Source organism: Limnohabitans sp. G3-2 (assembly GCF_002778275.1).
Taxonomy (GTDB): domain Bacteria; phylum Pseudomonadota; class Gammaproteobacteria; order Burkholderiales; family Burkholderiaceae_C; genus Limnohabitans_A.
On sequence record NZ_NESG01000012.1, the window covers coordinates 1 to 15,840 of the forward strand.

Annotated in this window: 20 protein-coding genes and 1 tRNA gene; 11 read left to right on the forward strand and 10 right to left on the reverse strand. The window is 51.6% G+C overall.

Annotation, left to right across the window (positions count from 1 at the left end; genetic code table 11):
• Window positions 1-34: 34 nt before the first annotated feature.
• Both B9Z31_RS15110 and B9Z31_RS15435 read right to left on the reverse strand, forming a co-directional pair.
• Window positions 35-376, reverse strand: coding sequence for a hypothetical protein (locus tag B9Z31_RS15110; protein ID WP_233201007.1), 342 nt, complete (start codon window positions 374-376; stop codon window positions 35-37).
• Window positions 377-1,739: 1,363 nt separating this feature from the next.
• Window positions 1,740-2,249 carry a hypothetical protein gene (locus B9Z31_RS15435; RefSeq protein ID WP_143473865.1) on the reverse strand — a complete coding sequence of 170 codons (510 nt, stop codon included), beginning with the start codon at window positions 2,247-2,249 and terminating at the stop codon, window positions 1,740-1,742.
• An 18-nt stretch (window positions 2,250-2,267) separates the two neighbouring features.
• On the opposite strand from B9Z31_RS15435, the gene B9Z31_RS15745 reads away from it, so the two are divergent.
• From B9Z31_RS15745 to B9Z31_RS15130, 4 genes are read left to right on the forward strand one after another with little or no spacing between them, the layout of a single operon-like run.
• The gene (locus B9Z31_RS15745) at window positions 2,268-2,360 is read left to right on the forward strand and encodes a DUF6876 family protein (protein WP_369804722.1); all 93 of its coding nucleotides are present in this window, start codon (window positions 2,268-2,270) and stop codon (window positions 2,358-2,360) included.
• Between the two features lie 43 nt (window positions 2,361-2,403).
• On the forward strand, window positions 2,404-2,682 hold the full coding sequence (locus B9Z31_RS15120) for a BrnT family toxin (RefSeq protein WP_100120392.1): 279 nt from the start codon (window positions 2,404-2,406) through the stop codon (window positions 2,680-2,682).
• Window positions 2,683-2,692: 10 nt separating this feature from the next.
• Window positions 2,693-2,902 carry a BrnA antitoxin family protein gene (locus tag B9Z31_RS15125; RefSeq protein WP_019425223.1) on the forward strand — a complete coding sequence of 70 codons (210 nt, stop codon included), beginning with the start codon at window positions 2,693-2,695 and terminating at the stop codon, window positions 2,900-2,902.
• Window positions 2,903-2,943: 41 nt separating this feature from the next.
• A complete protein-coding gene (locus tag B9Z31_RS15130) occupies window positions 2,944-3,612 on the forward strand; it encodes an SOS response-associated peptidase (protein ID WP_100120393.1) in 669 nt (222 codons plus the stop codon).
• On the opposite strand, the gene B9Z31_RS15135 is transcribed toward B9Z31_RS15130, so the two are convergent.
• From B9Z31_RS15135 to B9Z31_RS15165, 7 genes are all read right to left on the reverse strand, one after another.
• Window positions 3,575-3,922 (reverse strand): DUF3024 domain-containing protein, encoded by a 348-nt coding sequence (locus B9Z31_RS15135; RefSeq protein WP_100120394.1) that lies wholly within the window; start codon window positions 3,920-3,922, stop codon window positions 3,575-3,577. The two genes, B9Z31_RS15130 and B9Z31_RS15135, sit on opposite strands and share 38 nt — an antisense overlap.
• Before the next feature lie 21 nt (window positions 3,923-3,943).
• Window positions 3,944-4,165 carry a hypothetical protein gene (locus B9Z31_RS15140; protein WP_100120402.1) on the reverse strand — a complete coding sequence of 74 codons (222 nt, stop codon included), beginning with the start codon at window positions 4,163-4,165 and terminating at the stop codon, window positions 3,944-3,946.
• A complete protein-coding gene (locus B9Z31_RS15145; protein WP_199174521.1) occupies window positions 4,162-4,425 on the reverse strand; it encodes a hypothetical protein in 264 nt (87 codons plus the stop codon). The genes B9Z31_RS15140 and B9Z31_RS15145 overlap by 4 nt, the downstream gene beginning before the upstream one ends.
• Before the next feature lie 182 nt (window positions 4,426-4,607).
• Window positions 4,608-6,152: a PP2C family protein-serine/threonine phosphatase gene (locus tag B9Z31_RS15150; protein WP_100120395.1), complete on the reverse strand. Its 1,545-nt coding sequence runs from the start codon at window positions 6,150-6,152 to the stop codon at window positions 4,608-4,610.
• Window positions 6,153-6,185: 33 nt separating this feature from the next.
• Complete coding sequence (locus B9Z31_RS15155; protein ID WP_143473866.1) at window positions 6,186-7,151, reverse strand: adenylate/guanylate cyclase domain-containing protein; 966 nt, start codon at window positions 7,149-7,151, stop codon at window positions 6,186-6,188.
• Window positions 7,152-7,228: 77 nt separating this feature from the next.
• Window positions 7,229-7,603, reverse strand: a complete 375-nt coding sequence (locus B9Z31_RS15160) for a DUF1987 domain-containing protein (RefSeq protein ID WP_062405640.1) — start codon at window positions 7,601-7,603, stop codon at window positions 7,229-7,231.
• Window positions 7,604-7,611: 8 nt separating this feature from the next.
• Entirely contained in the window at window positions 7,612-8,133 is a 522-nt protein-coding gene (locus B9Z31_RS15165; protein WP_143473867.1) for a SiaB family protein kinase, read from the reverse strand.
• Window positions 8,134-8,874: 741 nt separating this feature from the next.
• Here B9Z31_RS15165 and B9Z31_RS15170 point away from each other — a divergent pair.
• Together B9Z31_RS15170 and B9Z31_RS15175 are read left to right on the forward strand one after the other, a co-directional pair.
• Window positions 8,875-10,959: a reductive dehalogenase domain-containing protein gene (locus tag B9Z31_RS15170; protein ID WP_100120398.1), complete on the forward strand. Its 2,085-nt coding sequence runs from the start codon at window positions 8,875-8,877 to the stop codon at window positions 10,957-10,959.
• A 195-nt stretch (window positions 10,960-11,154) separates the two neighbouring features.
• Complete coding sequence (locus B9Z31_RS15175) at window positions 11,155-11,814, forward strand: SOS response-associated peptidase (protein ID WP_100120403.1); 660 nt, start codon at window positions 11,155-11,157, stop codon at window positions 11,812-11,814.
• A 10-nt stretch (window positions 11,815-11,824) separates the two neighbouring features.
• Here B9Z31_RS15175 and B9Z31_RS15180 read toward each other — a convergent pair whose 3' ends face one another.
• Window positions 11,825-13,006: a patatin-like phospholipase family protein gene (locus B9Z31_RS15180; RefSeq protein WP_100120399.1), complete on the reverse strand. Its 1,182-nt coding sequence runs from the start codon at window positions 13,004-13,006 to the stop codon at window positions 11,825-11,827.
• Window positions 13,007-13,189: 183 nt separating this feature from the next.
• Here B9Z31_RS15180 and B9Z31_RS15185 point away from each other — a divergent pair, with 183 nt between their 5' ends.
• The 5 genes from B9Z31_RS15185 (at window position 13,190) to B9Z31_RS15200 (ending at window position 15,242) form a co-directional block, all read left to right on the forward strand.
• Window positions 13,190-13,570: a response regulator gene (locus tag B9Z31_RS15185; RefSeq protein WP_100120400.1), complete on the forward strand. Its 381-nt coding sequence runs from the start codon at window positions 13,190-13,192 to the stop codon at window positions 13,568-13,570.
• A gap of 121 nt (window positions 13,571-13,691) precedes the next feature.
• Window positions 13,692-13,820: a hypothetical protein gene (locus tag B9Z31_RS15675; protein WP_255408663.1), complete on the forward strand. Its 129-nt coding sequence runs from the start codon at window positions 13,692-13,694 to the stop codon at window positions 13,818-13,820.
• A gap of 187 nt (window positions 13,821-14,007) precedes the next feature.
• Complete coding sequence (locus B9Z31_RS15190) at window positions 14,008-14,457, forward strand: MerR family transcriptional regulator (protein ID WP_100120401.1); 450 nt, start codon at window positions 14,008-14,010, stop codon at window positions 14,455-14,457.
• A gap of 32 nt (window positions 14,458-14,489) precedes the next feature.
• Window positions 14,490-14,566: transfer RNA gene (locus B9Z31_RS15195), tRNA-Pro, on the forward strand.
• A gap of 421 nt (window positions 14,567-14,987) precedes the next feature.
• Window positions 14,988-15,242 (forward strand): AlpA family transcriptional regulator, encoded by a 255-nt coding sequence (locus B9Z31_RS15200; protein WP_100120404.1) that lies wholly within the window; start codon window positions 14,988-14,990, stop codon window positions 15,240-15,242.
• Window positions 15,243-15,840: the final 598 nt, after the last annotated feature.

The following is a 15,840-nucleotide window of genomic DNA, read 5'->3' on the forward strand; positions in this document are numbered from 1 at the left end:
AGAGGGAAAGGTAAAGAAACCCGAGGCTCGCCGATCAGGCAAGCACGGGCCATTGAGGCCGTTCAGGACGTTCACTTGCCATATGAGAAGCAATGACCTGAAGGTGAAGTGGGTGATCGTCAGAGGCTGCTAATGTGGTCTTGCTCAGATCGCTGACCAGGGCAGCGGCACAACCCATATGGCAAGTGGCACAGTCATGGTCCATGCCCGCCGATTGAGGGGAATTTTTGCTGGACTCTTGCTGGTCAATTGACGCATGGTCATGGGTGTGGTGACCAGGGTGCTTGGCAGTTACACTGGTTTCGTGCTCGCAATAGCTTGCCATTGCTGCCCAGCTGTATTGCAAGGGCAACAACACCAGCAAGAAAATCGCCAAGTACCGTCTCATAGGCCACATTTTAGCGACTCAAATTTTTCAAAGTCACCGGGCATTTATTTGTCCCCGTGGAGGTTGAGGTCAATAAAGAAGGATTCAGATGCTTTGGCAAGCGCTCCAATTTACGTTTATTCAATACGACTTTTCATTGTTTGCAAATTAACAATAATTTGTGGCTGGCCGCTTTTGGCCGGAAGCAGCCTAAGCGCTTAACGGCTTCGAGCGACCACTTCCGCTGCATTGCAGTTATAAAAAATAACCTGGTGAGTCATCGACGCAGGTGAAATTTATGAGCTCCCTGCCGCTAATCGTCAGCAAAGCGAAGGGGGTAGGTCGAAGTACAAATCACAAACTTCATGCACATCGGGCACTTCAAACAAAAAATTTATATACATTGATCGACGGCTCTACGTGTGACTCGCTTGAAAGTTGTGGCTCGAAAATTTCTCAGCGTAAAAAAATGACACTTGATCACAGCTATGGAATTGTTCCGACGATTTAACTGACATCAAATTCTGTACATTGACGTTGGATCGAGCGCGCACAAATCAATCCCCATCCTGCGGCGCCCAACTCATAGGAAGAGGGTGCTCAATCGTCGCCATCAAAACTTTATATACATTGGCCAGTGCGAACCAAAACTCCATGCACATTGCCGGTCTGTGGCTTGAAACTCTATACACATTGAGCCAGCCCGTGCAAAAACTCTATATACATTGAGCCGTTTCTGAGCCACAATGACAATGTGATAGGTGCTTAAAAAAGCAGCACCGTAAAAAGAAATGACACTGGTTTACAGCCAACGTCACAGAAGTGAAATTTTAATATCACTTTATAATTATATGGGTATACTACAAGTATACTACTTTGACCCTGTTGAAAACGGCTAAGTTGTTGTTTTTAAACGGGAAAAAGGTGAAATGTTGGCGTTTTCACACTGCAGGGGTCGCAAGTTCGAAACTTGCATCGCCCACCAAAAAATTCCCAATGAAATCAAGCACTTAGAGGAAACTCTAGGTGCTTTTTCTTATGTTCAAAGTAGTATGGTCCGGGTTTACTACTTCTCATAGATTTTTCGATGTCTTTTCATAGATTTCGGAACAGTCAAACTACCCCAATTCAATCTGTCGCCAGTGACGCCAGCATGGTGTGAGAGCAGCATTGATTTTGCCCCTGCGCAGACGCAGCTAGCGCTGTGCTCAACTTGAAAAAAACGCTACGTTTGTTTTGAAATGAGTGCCGCTACTCAGCCCAGCGAGCTCAAGAAAAAACGCGCTGTAGGGCTTTTTAGAGTGCCGCGCGGGTGCCAGCTGCAAAAGAGCACTGCCTTACGCAGACTTTGCACGCAAACAGTCGCTAAAGGCTATGTTGTGTTATTCACGGTTGGCGGCATCATTGGCTTTGACCGACAACTATACGTGACTCCATTTCGCAACATGTGTGCTTGAAAATCACGTTTGCTTTCCCAGAAAACTCTTTTGTCTTCCTTGTCGTAGATGATCAGTACGGTCTTTGTAGACAGACCTTTTTGGGCATCTGCGCAGCAGATCAAATGACTTCGTAGCTGTTGAATTACTTGACACAACCCTCCAATCCCACGGGAGCCATGAGCGATGGCAATAGCCAAGTTGCAACACATGAACTTTCCAGAAGGATTGCTTGGAATGACATTGACCATTGGAGTTGGATCAATGGTTGGTAGTAAGCATTTGAGCAATACGCACGTCGCGTTGAGGAAGAAATTCCTCACCACACAGGCAAGGACAAGGCAGCCAAAACTAAAAAGTGTCCGATTTGCAATCATGAAAACCCATTTGGTGCCGCCCATTGCAGTGCCTGTGAACATGAATTCCAGCGTAGGGATAACGGCCATGAACATGCTCGGCAAGAGATTCCGTTCACAGACTTCCCCCTTGCCGAGCAAACGCTTTACGCCTCCTGGGATGGTGAGCACTGGGTGATCATGCTGCCTAGCGAGTATTAAAAATTCGCTTGCGGCTCGTAAAAATAAAAACTACACTGTAGTTATGACCATACGATTTGAGTGGGACCATAAAAAAGCTGCTTCCAATGAGAAGAAGCATGGCGTTTCATTTGAAGAGGCGCGCACAGTCTTTTTTGATGAAAACGCGAAACTGATCGATGACCCTGATCACTCGGAAGATGAAGATAGATTTGTCCTGCTGGGCATCAGCAGCACGCTGCGCGTCATGGTTGTCTGTCATTGCTACCGAGAGCAGGGCAATTTAATTCGAATCATTTCTGCCCGAAAAGCTTCAGCCCATGAATCCAAGCAATACCGCTAAGAGGCCAAAGATGCGAAAAGAATACGATTTCACTAAAGCGCGCAAAAACCCTTACGCAGCCCAACTGAAAAAGCAAATCACCATCCGGCTGGATGAAGACTCGATTGGCTACTTCAAAGGCATTTCCGAGCAAGTTGGAATTCCCTATCAAAGCCTGATCAATCTTTACTTGCGTGACTGCGCTGCACACAACAGAAAACTGGATCTGAGTTGGAAGTGATGGGACTGATCAGTCAGCACTCTTATTTTTGAATTCAGTGCGTGTGTACGAATTTCACTCCAACAACACGTGCCCAATGGGTCAAGGAAAACCTGGGTGTTGAGCTGCCTTTAGGTTTCCCTGAAGAAGCCTATCCCGGTTACGCTGCACCTCTGGTCGTCAAGAGTCGGCAATCCGAACGCGTCGCGTGTGGTTTGGCCAGGTTCGGTTTGATACCAGGATGGGCCAAAGACGACAAGATCAGTCGGCACACCTACAACGCACGGAGCGAGACTGCCGCCGAGAAGCCCAGTTACCGGACCGCATGGCGGCAGCGACAGTTTGGACTGCTGCTGGTCGACAACTTCTACGAGCCCAGTTACGAGTCTGGCAAGGCAGTGCGTTGGAAGATTGAATTGGCCTCTGGTGACCCTTTTGGCATTGCCTGCCTATGGGATCGTTGGACAGACCCAGATTCAGGTGATAGGGTGGTGAGCTTCTCAATGCTGACGGTCAATGCCGATGACCATCCGGTTATGAGGCAGTTTCATAAGCCCGGGGATGAAAAACGCACCCCAGTGATCATTGCACCAGATTTACAAGATGCATGGCTTTCTGCTGATACGACCCAAGCCTCCGAACTGATGACATGGTCACACATGCCGGATTTGTTAGCCTTCCACGCGCCATTACTCAGCCGAAGAAGCAGCCGTAGTGGTCTGTCTCAATGACATCTAGTGCATCGACCAGATCATTGACCTCGAACATGGGTTCATACGCGTGCCATTTACCGCTTGCTCGCATCCAGAAGATTTTCCAAAAACCGGTCACTTTGACGAGTCGAAACCTGGCTATAGGCCGACGGGTTACTTCGCCGGGAGTCCCCCTCCAAGCAGGCCTTACTTCTAAGATCGTTACGGCCTGACCGTCGATTTCATAGTCGTAATCAACGGATTGCTTGAGGTGAGCAGGAACGCGAGCAAGGCACCAATCGCCAACGACCTGGTCGATTTCCCCTAAGAGTTCAATGCTAAGCGCCATGGAACGCCTATCTTGCGCGATTCAAAGAGCTTGAATGTGTGGTGAGGGCTTAGCTGATTCAAGCTCGCGCATCTTGATCAATTCGGCTGCAGTGATTCGTACAGGCTTGCCATCAACTGCCACGATGATGGCTGTGTTGGTTTTGATGGCAAGGTCCTCAGCAGATTTTGCTGCGCGTTGGATGGCTGCATAGGAGCCAGCCAAATCAGGATCAGAAGATGTCCTAATGTCTTTGATGTTCATTTCTTGCTCCATTCAATCAATTGTGGAGGCCTTAAATAGTTGTCGTAAAGCGCCCATGAGTCAACGACTTTGCTGTAGTGCTCATGAAAATTTTCAAGTCCCGACTTGAAGCGCCTGCGAATGACTTGCTCAGGAATATTGTGCCCGCCTTGGACAACCCGTTCTGCCACCCGAGAAATGGCAATATCTTCGCTGGGCAGCGACAAAAACCACAGTTTAACTTGGTAACCGAGCTGCTGCCAAAGGGCTATTTTTCGCAAGTAGCCCTTACCGGATAAGGTGGTTTCGAAGGCAAAGCTTTGACCTGAGGCGACGCATTCGTCGATTTCCGCCTATTACCGCCGACCGAGATGTGACCATACCGTTCGTTGGGCACTCGCTGGTGAAACTGAAATCGGTGCTCCTGATCAAATCGTCATCGGCGTCAACAGTCGACCGAAATTCAAAGGTCAATGCAAACAAGCGTCAGGTCGTCTCGGCGTTCGTTGGTGCCCCGCCAAGTATCCATCGCGACCACCAAACTTTCGACCACCTCATTGACCGATTTGTCTTGGCTCGACTCGAACAGGGCATTGGTTCGACCATAACCAAATGAACGCAGTCTTTCGCCGCCCCCCACTTGATCGGTCAGCCCGTCGGTGGTGATGAGCAAACGGTCTCCGACTGAATAGTCGATGTGACGAATCGCCATTGGAAGGTCTGCGCTAGGCTTTGCTGAAATGCCATTTCGGGGTGACTCAATCCAATCGAGCTTCTTTTGGGCGTTTCGGTAATGCATGACATCGATGCCCGCCAGTCCCAGTCGCAATTGATGAGACTGAGGCACCTGCTGAATCAAAACCAAGTCGCAGCCGTTGGCCACGTCGCTGTTTTTGTCGAAGCTGCCAAAGGACTGAGCCAGGGACTGGCCTATGCCAGCGGCTGCAGTCTCCAAAGTGCAAAAAGGATCCTCTGCAAACAATCGGGTCAAAGTGTTGCTCACCAACATGGCCGTCATGGCCCCTGGCACACCGTGTCCAGTGCAATCGATCACGGCTAGTGTCACAGGTCCTGGCGAATCTTCTGAAGACAACCACCATGTATCGCCTCCTATCGTGTCCTTGGGTTCCCAAAGAACGGCAAAGTCTTTGAATCCATGCCTTGGACTCACTTTGGGCAATTGGTTCAATTGAACGGCTGCCGCATAGCGGATGGACTCCATGGTTTTCTCATGGACTCTTTTTAGGGCCTGTTCTTGCTTGAAGGTTTGGTCCAAGGCAGCTTTCAGAAGAGCCTCTCTGCATTCGAGCCGATCTTTCAACACGCAATAGGCCCGATTTTGATCAGGCGCCATGGGCATGAGTACCAAATCAAAGAAATACTCCGAATGAGACACCAACTCGTGGGTCAGTTCTTTGTTGAGCGTTAATTGAAAGTCCCAACCATCTGGTAATTGCAAGCGCAAGTTGAACTGAATGGTGCCTCGTGACCAGAGCGAATAAGGCTTGGCTAATTTGGAGTTGAGTTGAATGAGGTAATGGAGAGGCAATCCCGATGGATGGCGACGTAAAAACTGCCCGACAGGGTAATCGGCTTGCAAAGTCGAGGCCACCAGAATTTTGGTCACTTCCTCACAATAGGCGTTCAAAAAATTTTGAAAAAATTGGTCCAACTCAACAGGGTTGGAATGAAGCCTCCCCTCGAACTGGTACTCGGGCTCGTTGAGTCGAAGCTGCAGTGGGGAGCGGGCGAGTTCTTCTGGCGAAAAAAACTGTCTGGGCGACTCCAATCCAATCCAGGTCAATCCAGCATCACCAAACCGCTCATAAACAGCTTCAAACAAATCGACGCGCAGCTGATTGGGATAAAAAAGCGTTCGATCAATCGAGTCGATGTTGTGTTTGGCCAAAACCGACTGACCCAAGTGGTTGAATTCTTTGAGCGTTTCAACCGCTGCCGCAAAGAAGGCCCCAGAAACCTCGAACGAAGACTTCGCTGGATTAATCATGTGTTGGCTCCCCAAGGAGATGTTGGGCAATTTTCACGAAATTTGGTTCGCCACAGCGCGCAGTTGTTCTGCCAATTGCTGGCGTTCGGAAGGTGTCAAAGTGGACACGTCCAGATCGATATTGACGCCAGCCTGATGGTTCAAGGCCACGGATTTAGGGGTCTGGATTTGCTTGGGCCCCAAGACCGCGAAGGTTTTCACATCACGGGCAATGCCCTTCATTTTTACCGGCTGGCGTTCTTCCACCTCAACCAAGTCTTGAACGTAGCAATAGGTTTCGTAACTCATCAAGATGCCGCCTGGATCTGAGTGGGATTCCAAGCGTTGGGTCAAATTGACCTCGCCACCAATGATGGTGTAGCTGAGCCGCTGGTCACTGCCAAAGTTACCGACATTGCAGTAACCCGTGTTGATGCCAATCCGGATCACAAAGGGGTTTTCAAAACCCTTGTTTTTCCACCTGACAGCCAGTTCCTTCATCCGCGTTTGCATCGCCATGGCCATCAGTACACATGCTCGCGCATCTTCTTGGTGGCCATTGCTTTCGGGGTCGCCAAAGAAGACCATCATCGCATCGCCAATGTATTTATCAATGGTGGCGCCATGGGCCATCGCAATCTCGGTCATTTCCGAGAAGTACTCGTTCAAATACTCGGTCAAGGCTTCGGGTTGGAGCAGATCTGAAGTGGCCGTGAAGTCACGAATATCGCTGAAAAAAACAGTGAGTTTTTTTCTTTGCGTGGCCACCTTCGATTGGTAGGTGCCCGACAACAAAGCCGACATGATTTGAGGCGGCAAATACTTGGCCAATTGCTGGGAGAGCAATTCTTGAGTCTGTCTTTTCAGTTCTAGCTCTTGGGTTTGCGCCTTCAAGTTCTGGTTCAATTTCACCAGGCGCTGCTCTTGGCGGTCAGAGTGCCGCAGTAAATTTTGATTTTCATTGAACAAGCTCACAAAACCATCAAACAGCCTTTGGGCGAAAGGCTTGAGGGTTTTCAAGTCTTGTGACTCAAGCAGGGTTGAGCCCTCTGAAATCAGAGCCTTTTCTCGGTCGTATAAATCAAAAGAGTCTTTGTTCAAGTGGACAGCGTCTTGATGGTTAAATTGGGAAAGCGGTCGATGAAATCCTCACCCAGTTCTTGCATGATGTCATCGTCCTCATCAGCCAACCACTGGATGGAAACATTCTGGCCCTTTTTTCGATATTCATCGAAGCCCTCAAATATTCTGAATATCGCTTTGATGCTGGAACTGTTGATGTAGATGAGTTGGATTTCAACGGTCAATTCACCAGCAGGAGACTCAACCAAAGAATTGACCGCCTGGATAACTTGGCCATAAAAGGCTGAGACGTCCTCAGGGTAGGACTCCCCTTTGATGCTCAACTTTGCAGGTTGAGAACTCAAGATAATTTCAGGGGTGCGGTCGGTGGCAGCAATGTTCAGCAACATTTTTTTCCTTAAATGGTCGCGGCCAAAATGAAATCAACAGTGTCTTTGTCGACATCCACAAAAGCGTAACTGATGGGTTGGCTGGATCGTCGGGCAATCTCCAACAGCCCCAAACCTGCTCCAGGCCCTTCATGCTCGTTTGAGCTGGACATGCCTTCACGATAAAGTTGACGAATGGTTTCTTTGTCCGCGTTGACGATTTGACTGAGTCGATCCCTCAAATCAAGGGTGTCTTTTTGAGCAATCCTGTTTCCGCACATGATGGTGACTTGCCCCTCGTCTTGGGTAATCAAAATCATGCCCGATGTATCTGAATCATCCCCACCATGCCATATCAAGTTTTGCACGCCCTCCATAAAAACCGAAAAAATGGTTTTGGAGCGTTTGGGATCGTCTTGGGCCAACATTCGACTTTTCAGCAAATCGGCCAAGGTCAACATCAGTTCATCTGAAATGGCACCGTTGTAGGCCATGATGACCTTGTGAGTTCTTAGCTGGTTGCGTAAACCAATCGCCTGATTGAGATCCATGCTAAGCCCCTTTTTGGGAAAATAGATGTTAACTACACGAAACTAATTCTAGTTGCAAATGGTCTTGACTGGTCTTGACCCCGTAACCCAGTACCTCAGGTATGTTTAATTTACCGCTCATTTCTCCCTGAACAGCTTGGGTCGCTGCATCACTGTTGAGGAATGGCGTGGGTGTTGGAGTTGCCTCGCAAATTCTCGGGCATCGGGATCAGACCATGTTACTTTGGCGGTATGGTCACTTGGACCACATGTCACTTCAAGATGCGCAGCTAACAAGATGGAAGTCGTTCAGTGCTTCTACAGCGCGGCTAAACCCTACATGGTCCATCGGTGACAATTGAGGCTTAAGAGCTGACCAGGATTGAAAATAAAGCGCGATCTGGTGTCCATTTCAGGCTGGAAGCAGACATTGCATATATTCCGTCCACTTGAAGCAGTCGCTGTATTTCAGTCACTCCCAAAATCTACTGTTACGCGTACAAGCAGCAGAGTCAGACTGCGCAATGTAAAGTGTCTAGAGATTTGGGGGAATGCCACCATTCAGCGGCAGTGATTCGGACTGTCTAACTGTCAACCGCCACGATGAAGGCTGTGTGCGTCATGTTGGCAAGGTCCTCAGCAGATGTTGCTGCGCATCTGTTCGGCGCGATTGGTTTGGCTTTGGCTATAAACTACCCGGCGCGTGGTGAATACACCGGGACTGTGTAAAACTGCATGGATCATTCGATAGAGCGGTGGTTCATGACACGTTTATTTTCAAATCGGTCTCGGCACTTTGACATGGGCGATTTGCCCACCGAATTGCTTGCGCGGGATGCCCATGCGCCAGAACACCAAGCCATGTCCCCCCAGGACAAAAATCCTGCGGGTCCGAATTCGATCAACGAGGCCTTGTCGGCTTATCAAGCCTTGTTTGAAACATATCTGGAGGGCGAGACAGCCATTGCCCGTGCACCACTGCCAGATGATTTGAGTCTTCGAAGCAAAAACCTCAAAGCGTGTGCCTACTTTTTAGATGCAACCCTGGCGGGTGTATGCGCCATTGATGACTTGGATGGGATGCCGGAATCGCCCGTCAAACATGCCCATGCATTGGTTTTTCTCGTTGAGTTCAGCCGTGAACCCCAATCGGATGAGTCTGGCGCGGCTTGGCTTCATGGTAGCAACAAAGCCAGAACCGATGCACGTGCCACGGAAGTGGCTGTCGTGCTGGCTGGGTATCTTCGCGCCATGGGTTACAACGCCCGCGGTCATGTCACGGGCAACACGCATTTGAACCTGGAAGCTTTGGCACAACGCGCGGGCATTGCGCGGTCTGAAGGCGGCGTTCTCAAAATGCCTTTTTTGCAGCGCGGTTTTGCCATAGCCGCTGTCAGCACCGATTTGCCTTTAGAGATCGATCTCCCCATCGCGGCGCATGCCTCCTTGGATTGGCCTGACTCCGACACATACATGGGCAAGCTGGGTACCCGCCCGGGTTGGGCCGAGTCGGAAGCGGAACTGCGCCCTCTGCATTTGGGGCGCTACCCCATGGAATCATTGAAACGGGTGCCAGAGCCCGCCACGCTGATTCTTCGCGACGAGATCATTCGCAACAGCAAACGGGCCGATTTATTCACGCGCGCATTGGCAGGTGATTTGGGTGAAAAAGCCAAAGTGCAGCGCACGCGATTTGCGACCAAACATCCCCTGGCGTTTGCAATGACGCCCTTGATACGCGACATGGTGCCACTGCAGGGCACGTACGAGCGGCTTGTGCCTGCAGAGCCCCATGGGGCCTTGTCGGACGCCCAAAAAAATGCAGAGTCCATCAAAGCCTTGGCGTATTTTTTGGGCGCTGATTTGGTCGGCATTTGTGAAGCAGAGCCTTGGATGTTCTATTCGCATGAAGCCCAGCATGGCAAAGCTATCGAACCCACTCACAAGCACTGCATAGTCATGTTGCTTGACCAAGGCTTTGAGACCATGGAGGGCGCATCGGGCGACGATTGGATTTCTGGTGCGCAGTCCATGCGCAGCTATATGCGCGGTGCTTTTATAGCGGGTGTCATGGGCGCACATTTGCGCCGTCTGGGTTTTTCTTCTCGAGCGCACACCAACGCTGAATCGGATGTGTTGCACATTCCAGCCACATTGCTGGCCGGTCTCGGCGAACTGTCTCGCATTGGGGAGTTGGTTTTAAATCCATTCATCGGCCCTCGCTCCAAAAGTGTTTTGCTGACCACCGACTTGCCTTTGGTGTTTGACCAACCCATTGATTTTGGATTGCAATCTGTTTGCAACATGTGCCTGAAATGTGCACGCGAGTGCCCATGCAATGCCATCCCTTTTGGCCCCAAGGTGATGTTCAATGGCTATGAGATATGGAAACCCGATGTTGAGAAATGTGGCAAGTACCGCTTGACCAATATGAAGGGTTCGGCCTGTGGGCGCTGTATGAAAACTTGTCCCTACAACAGAGAAGACCTTGTTGAATCGTCTCGACTCCTCGAGCTTTCAATCCAGGTGCCCAGTGCCAGAAGAGCACTCATTGATTACGACGATCAAATCGGCGCAGGCATGCGCAATGCGGTCAAGAGGTGGTGGTTTGATTTGGAAATCGTCAACGGCGTGTGTGTTTCACCCAGCGGTGTGAACGAGCGTGATTTGGATTTGGAGCGAACAAATAAACTCGCCAAAAATCAAAAGTTGGCATTTTTCCCACCTCATCTGCACCCGCGTTCAGAGACCACCATGGCCACCACGGTGCCACTGGACCGTGAAGCGGGGCTTGAGGCTTATGCCAATGCCGAAAAACCCAGTCAGGCCAGGAAGAGAAAGAAATAGTGCCGAAAGACGCAGTGCTGCTCACGCCATGATGAATCTGAGCAGGTCTGTTGTAAATGGATGATCAGCCCATCTTGGTCGGCAAGCCGTGTCTATGGATGTTGAGGGGGAGCGCCTGTTGTCAGTCAGTATGCGGAGTGCTCAACTTTCGAAAAGGTTGGCCCGCAGCCATTTCCCAAGCATTAAACTTTGCGCGTGTGCACCAATTTCACGCCAACCAAACGCAGCCAGTGGGTGAGGGACAAGCTCGGTGTTGATTTGCCATCGGACTGCCCAGATGAAACCTTTCCGGGTTACGCCGCTCCTTTGGTCGTCAAAAGTCACCAGTCTGGGCGTGTGGCCTGTGGCTTGGCCCAATTTGGCCTGATCCCTGCGTGGGCCAAAGACCGCAAAATCAGCCGTCACACCTACAACGCCCGAAGCGAGACGGTGGCGGAAAAGCCAAGTTTCAGAACCGCCTGGCGGCAACGGCAATGGGGGCTGGTTTTGGTCGACGATTTCTACGAACCCAGTTATGAATCTGGCAAGGCCGTGCGCTGGAAGATTCAGCTGGCCTCGGGTGATCCCTTGGCCATCGCTTGTCTTTGGGACCGATGGAAAGATCCCCAGACCGGTGAAGTGCGGGTCAGTTTTTCCATGCTGACCGTCAACGCCGACGAGCACCCCGTCATGCGTCAATTTCACAAGCCTGGAGATGAAAAGCGCACCCCTGTCGTCATTGCGCCGCACTTGCATGACCATTGGCTGTCTGCGAACACCGAGCAAGCCCACGCGCTGATGGCTTGGACGCACATGCCAGAGTTGATCGCCGTCTCGGCCCCATCAACCGTCGCCACGCGCCATCGCATGGCCTGACTGCGCCCAGTCAGTTCTGGGCGCGCCACCCAAAAAATTGGTGAATGTCGTCACGCTGAGCCATGGCATCTGCCTCCCCCAAGGCCATGAGTTCCTGCGTGTATGCGCCTTCAAATAACAAATAACTCACCAGTGCATTGCCCTGACCCTGAAGCGTGTTGAGGCTGGCGCCCATGGTGCGCAGCAGGCTTTTGACCGTGGCGGGCAATGCATCGGCGTGCTTGGCTGCGATCACATCCAACCGTTGAGAGGGGGCAATCAGGAGCAATTGCACGGGACGCAAATGGGTGGACTGGCGTTTGTCCTCCGGTATCAGCGCCAAGGTTTGGTTGATGCGCTGCATGCGTTCAACGTCCACAGCCAGGGAGTCCAAGAAAATACTCGACAAAGCATGGCCGGCAATGTGGGCCAATGAGGGATAGCTGGGTTCACCCGAATCCTTTTTGGGGGGCTCGAGCATGCGGCCTGCGCCCACCACCAATATTTTGTCGGCGCCCAAATGGATGGCGGGTGAAATCGGCGCTGTTTGCCGCATGGAGCCGTCGCCAAAGTAGGCATTCCCCTGAGGTCCTTCTAACCGCATGGCCGGAAAGATGAAAGGAATGGCCGAGCTGGCGAGCAGGTGATCGTGGGACAAGCGCCCGTGTTGCGCCAATCGTTGGTTGCGAACCCAAGGGGTGACCTCGTGTTGACTGTCGTAAAAAGTCACGTGTTCGCCTGTGCTGTAGCTCGAAGCCGTGATGGCCAAGGCGCGCAAATGTCCTTGTTCCATCAATGCGGGCAAGCGCTGCAAATCGATGCGTTGCGCCAGCAGCGCACTCAAGGGGTCGTTGTTCAGCAGCGATTTGGGGCGAATGCGCTTTTGTGTGATCAACCAGCCCAGCGAGAGCAAAGAAATCCAGCGGGCCCCCGATCGGATCATGCCCAGAACGTCGGAGCGGTAGACCTGTTCGACCTGAAAGTTCCTCCAGACATCGACCAACTCGTCCAGGGCCGCATCAAATCGGTCGGCATTGCTGGCCAAGAATGCGGCATTGATGGCACCAGCGGACGTGCCCGAGATCACCGGAAAAGGGTTGCCAGGTGCGGCCCCCGCTTCGCGACGCATGCGCCCAATGGCGGCTAAAACGCCGACTTGGTAAGCCGCGCGTGCGCCGCCGCCTGAGAGGATGAGACCGGTTGTTGGAGGCATGGTCTTGATCGTATTGTCGTTTTGAACATCTCAAAATGGGGAATACACCTGTTTTGCACGGAAACTTCGGAGGTGCAAATAAATGCTATTTTTTGGGATTTGCTTTCGGCATCAGTTGGTAAAATGACCAGAAGTTCTGATAACTGATGAATTTCTGTCTCTGCCAACCCCCAACCTCTTTTTATGACCACTATTTTGCTTGTTGAAGATGAGGTCTTGTTGCGTGAAGGCGTCCAAGAAACGCTGGAGGTGTATGGGTACACCGTCATTGGGGCTGGGGACGGTATCGAGGCCTTGGATTGGCTGGAGCAAACACCCATTTCCCTGATCATCACGGATTTGGTCATGCCCAAAATGAATGGCGTGGCCTTCATCGAGCAAGTTCGCCTCAAACACCCCAGTCTGCCCATCATCGTGGCATCGGGCAGCCCTGACTCTGTGACCAGCCGACTGGGCATCGACACGATCCACGTCCCTGGGGCCACAGCCTGCATCATCAAACCCTTCAAAAGCAAAGACTTGGTCGCTTTGGTCGAAAAGGTCATGGCCGATACCCAGGCCTGAGTTGGCCGCGTTCCCATCCCTTGCTGCGCTGCGCGCAGTCGTCGGTTTGCAACAATGGTCTGTACAGGCAAGGACTTCAGGGCCACAATGCTTGTGTAAAACAATACCTGCGAGACAAACCATGAACAAATTGAAAATTTCCCAAATCAAAAGTCTTTCTGCGGGCTACTACGCCGTTGGCATCGCAGCGTTCTCCGCCTTGTTTGGGATTTTGGCCGTCATCGTTGAACTGGTGCACCGCAACAGTTGACCGCCTCAGGCTTGTTGCCGGCAACAAGCACAACGGACCTGCCCAGGGTTTGTTGACGAAATAAATCGATCCATGCGCAGGATTTCCTTGTGGGCTTCCATTCTGCGAAGCCAAGCTGGAAATGGGCTCGCATGACCGACCCAGTTGCAGTAAGCTACGAGGTTTTCCACGCAACTTGTTGTCGTTCATGGACAGTCTGCTCCCCCCCATACCCGCCAAACGCTACTTCACCATCGGTGAGGTGGGCGAATTGTGTGGCGTCAAGCCGCATGTTTTGCGCTATTGGGAGCAAGAATTCACGCAGTTGCGGCCCGTCAAACGACGTGGCAATCGCCGCTATTACCAGCACCACGAAGTGCTGATGATTCGGCGCATCAGAGACTTGCTCTATGACCAAGGCTTCACCATCAGTGGCGCCCGCAACCGCTTGCAAGAGTTGGTGCAGTCTGACCGTGCGGGTCGTGCTGAAGGGGTGTCGCAGCTCGATGGGGACGATTCCGAGATCCTGGCCCCCGAGATGATGGGCGATGAGCACGTGCAGCCCCTTGTGTTGCCAGCCGGTTGGCGTGATGCCAGTGGAGGCGGGCATTCGCTTCACCAAGAACTGGTGGAAATTAGGGACATGTTGACCCTGTAACGGCCATTTATCCGGTTATACTTTGAGCTTGTCGGCGTGTAGCGCAGCCTGGTAGCGCACTTGCATGGGGTGCAAGGGGTCGCGAGTTCGAATCCCGCCACGCCGACCATATGAATCAAGGACTTAGCTTCGCAAGGGGCTAAGTCCTTTCTTCTTTGTGCCGTGGGTTTTGCTCGTTATACCAACCGTTATACCTACCCCGGCAAAACCTAGCAGCATCTCGAATTGGTTCCGGGTTATTTGAAGCCTGTCACTCACGGTGCCACGGCGGCCCCAATTTTTAAGTTGGTCGCTTTAAAACTCACGTTTCTGTCATCGCTCCACCTAGCGATTTGTTCATGGCTCGACCACCAGATCGAAAGGGCCGAACTGAAGCCATCAACGTTCGCTTGTAACCCATACGGACACGTGTGAGTCCACTGAAAGCCGCATGGATACTAGCTTCGCCTGAAATGCACCCTTTTTGATGTGTGCTTATGGCAGGTGGGCGGGTGAAGATTGCCGCATCTTCTTTTGAAAGGATGTGTGCAATGGACCACTACACAGCAATTATTCGTTTGCCAAAAGTCTTGGCGATCAGCGGATGCTCGCGCTCATACATTTACCAACTGATCAACGAAGGCCTCTGGCCCAAAAGTGTTCGCTTGGGTGCGCGAGCAGTAGGGTGGCCTGAGCGTGAGGTTTCGGCCGTCTGCGAAGCTCGAATTGCAGGTCAATCAAACGAAGAAATTCGAAGGCTCATCGAACAGCTTCACCAAAACCGAATCCGTTCCATTGCCAGCTGAAGTATTGGTTGGAGCTTCTATGTCAAGTAATTCCGTGTGGAGTCGCAGTCCGGTCATACCTGCTAAGCCGACCAAGAAAGGGCGAGATGGACAGCAGGCATTTTTCTTGTTGGTGGGCGAGGGTGAATCCAGTGAAACATAGCAAAAAGCGCGGGATCGCAACTAATGATTCATGGCTGCCACTGTCTCTTCCATTTCTTCGTTCACGCGCATGTGCGCAATTGTCCCCGCATGCTTCAAAACTTCTGCTTGAGTTGCTTGGCCTCTTGAGCACGAACGCAAACCGTAATGGTGACCTTTCGCTCGCCCCCAAAGTGATGAAATGTCGTGGTTGGTCAGGTCGAGCCACGTTGGCTGCAGCTGTTCGTGAACTTGTAGATGCGAATTTGTTGTTTCAAACGCGTCAGGGCGGACGGAAGGATTGCAGTCTATGGGCGTTGACGCTTTACCCGATCAGTTGCGATCTCAAAACCCTGATGGCCACCTAAATTCCCCCACTTATGGCCACCTCAAACTCCCCCACCTGAATTGATCGGGGACAGGGGTTCAACGCCGACACCGTCGGCACCTGTTGGCAGGACGCATGTTCTGACCTTCC

What these genes read in the sequence shown, in the direction of transcription:
- B9Z31_RS15435 (WP_143473865.1), bottom strand. Translation starts at nt 2,249, where the DNA reads ATGGCCGTTATCCCTACGCTGGAATTCATGTTCACAGGCACTGCAATG.
- B9Z31_RS15675 (WP_255408663.1), top strand. Translation starts at nt 13,692, where the DNA reads ATGAACAAATTGAAAATTTCCCAAATCAAAAGTCTTTCTGCGGGCTAC.
- B9Z31_RS15120 (WP_100120392.1), top strand. Translation starts at nt 2,404, where the DNA reads ATGACCATACGATTTGAGTGGGACCATAAAAAAGCTGCTTCCAATGAG.
- B9Z31_RS15165 (WP_143473867.1), bottom strand. Translation starts at nt 8,133, where the DNA reads ATGGATCTCAATCAGGCGATTGGTTTACGCAACCAGCTAAGAACTCAC.
- B9Z31_RS15170 (WP_100120398.1), top strand. Translation starts at nt 8,875, where the DNA reads ATGACACGTTTATTTTCAAATCGGTCTCGGCACTTTGACATGGGCGAT.
- B9Z31_RS15200 (WP_100120404.1), top strand. Translation starts at nt 14,988, where the DNA reads ATGGACCACTACACAGCAATTATTCGTTTGCCAAAAGTCTTGGCGATC.
- B9Z31_RS15180 (WP_100120399.1), bottom strand. Translation starts at nt 13,006, where the DNA reads ATGCCTCCAACAACCGGTCTCATCCTCTCAGGCGGCGGCGCACGCGCG.
- B9Z31_RS15185 (WP_100120400.1), top strand. Translation starts at nt 13,190, where the DNA reads ATGACCACTATTTTGCTTGTTGAAGATGAGGTCTTGTTGCGTGAAGGC.
- B9Z31_RS15190 (WP_100120401.1), top strand. Translation starts at nt 14,008, where the DNA reads ATGGACAGTCTGCTCCCCCCCATACCCGCCAAACGCTACTTCACCATC.
- B9Z31_RS15140 (WP_100120402.1), bottom strand. Translation starts at nt 4,165, where the DNA reads ATGAACATCAAAGACATTAGGACATCTTCTGATCCTGATTTGGCTGGC.
- B9Z31_RS15125 (WP_019425223.1), top strand. Translation starts at nt 2,693, where the DNA reads ATGCGAAAAGAATACGATTTCACTAAAGCGCGCAAAAACCCTTACGCA.
- B9Z31_RS15150 (WP_100120395.1), bottom strand. Translation starts at nt 6,152, where the DNA reads ATGATTAATCCAGCGAAGTCTTCGTTCGAGGTTTCTGGGGCCTTCTTT.
- B9Z31_RS15135 (WP_100120394.1), bottom strand. Translation starts at nt 3,922, where the DNA reads ATGGCGCTTAGCATTGAACTCTTAGGGGAAATCGACCAGGTCGTTGGC.
- B9Z31_RS15160 (WP_062405640.1), bottom strand. Translation starts at nt 7,603, where the DNA reads ATGTTGCTGAACATTGCTGCCACCGACCGCACCCCTGAAATTATCTTG.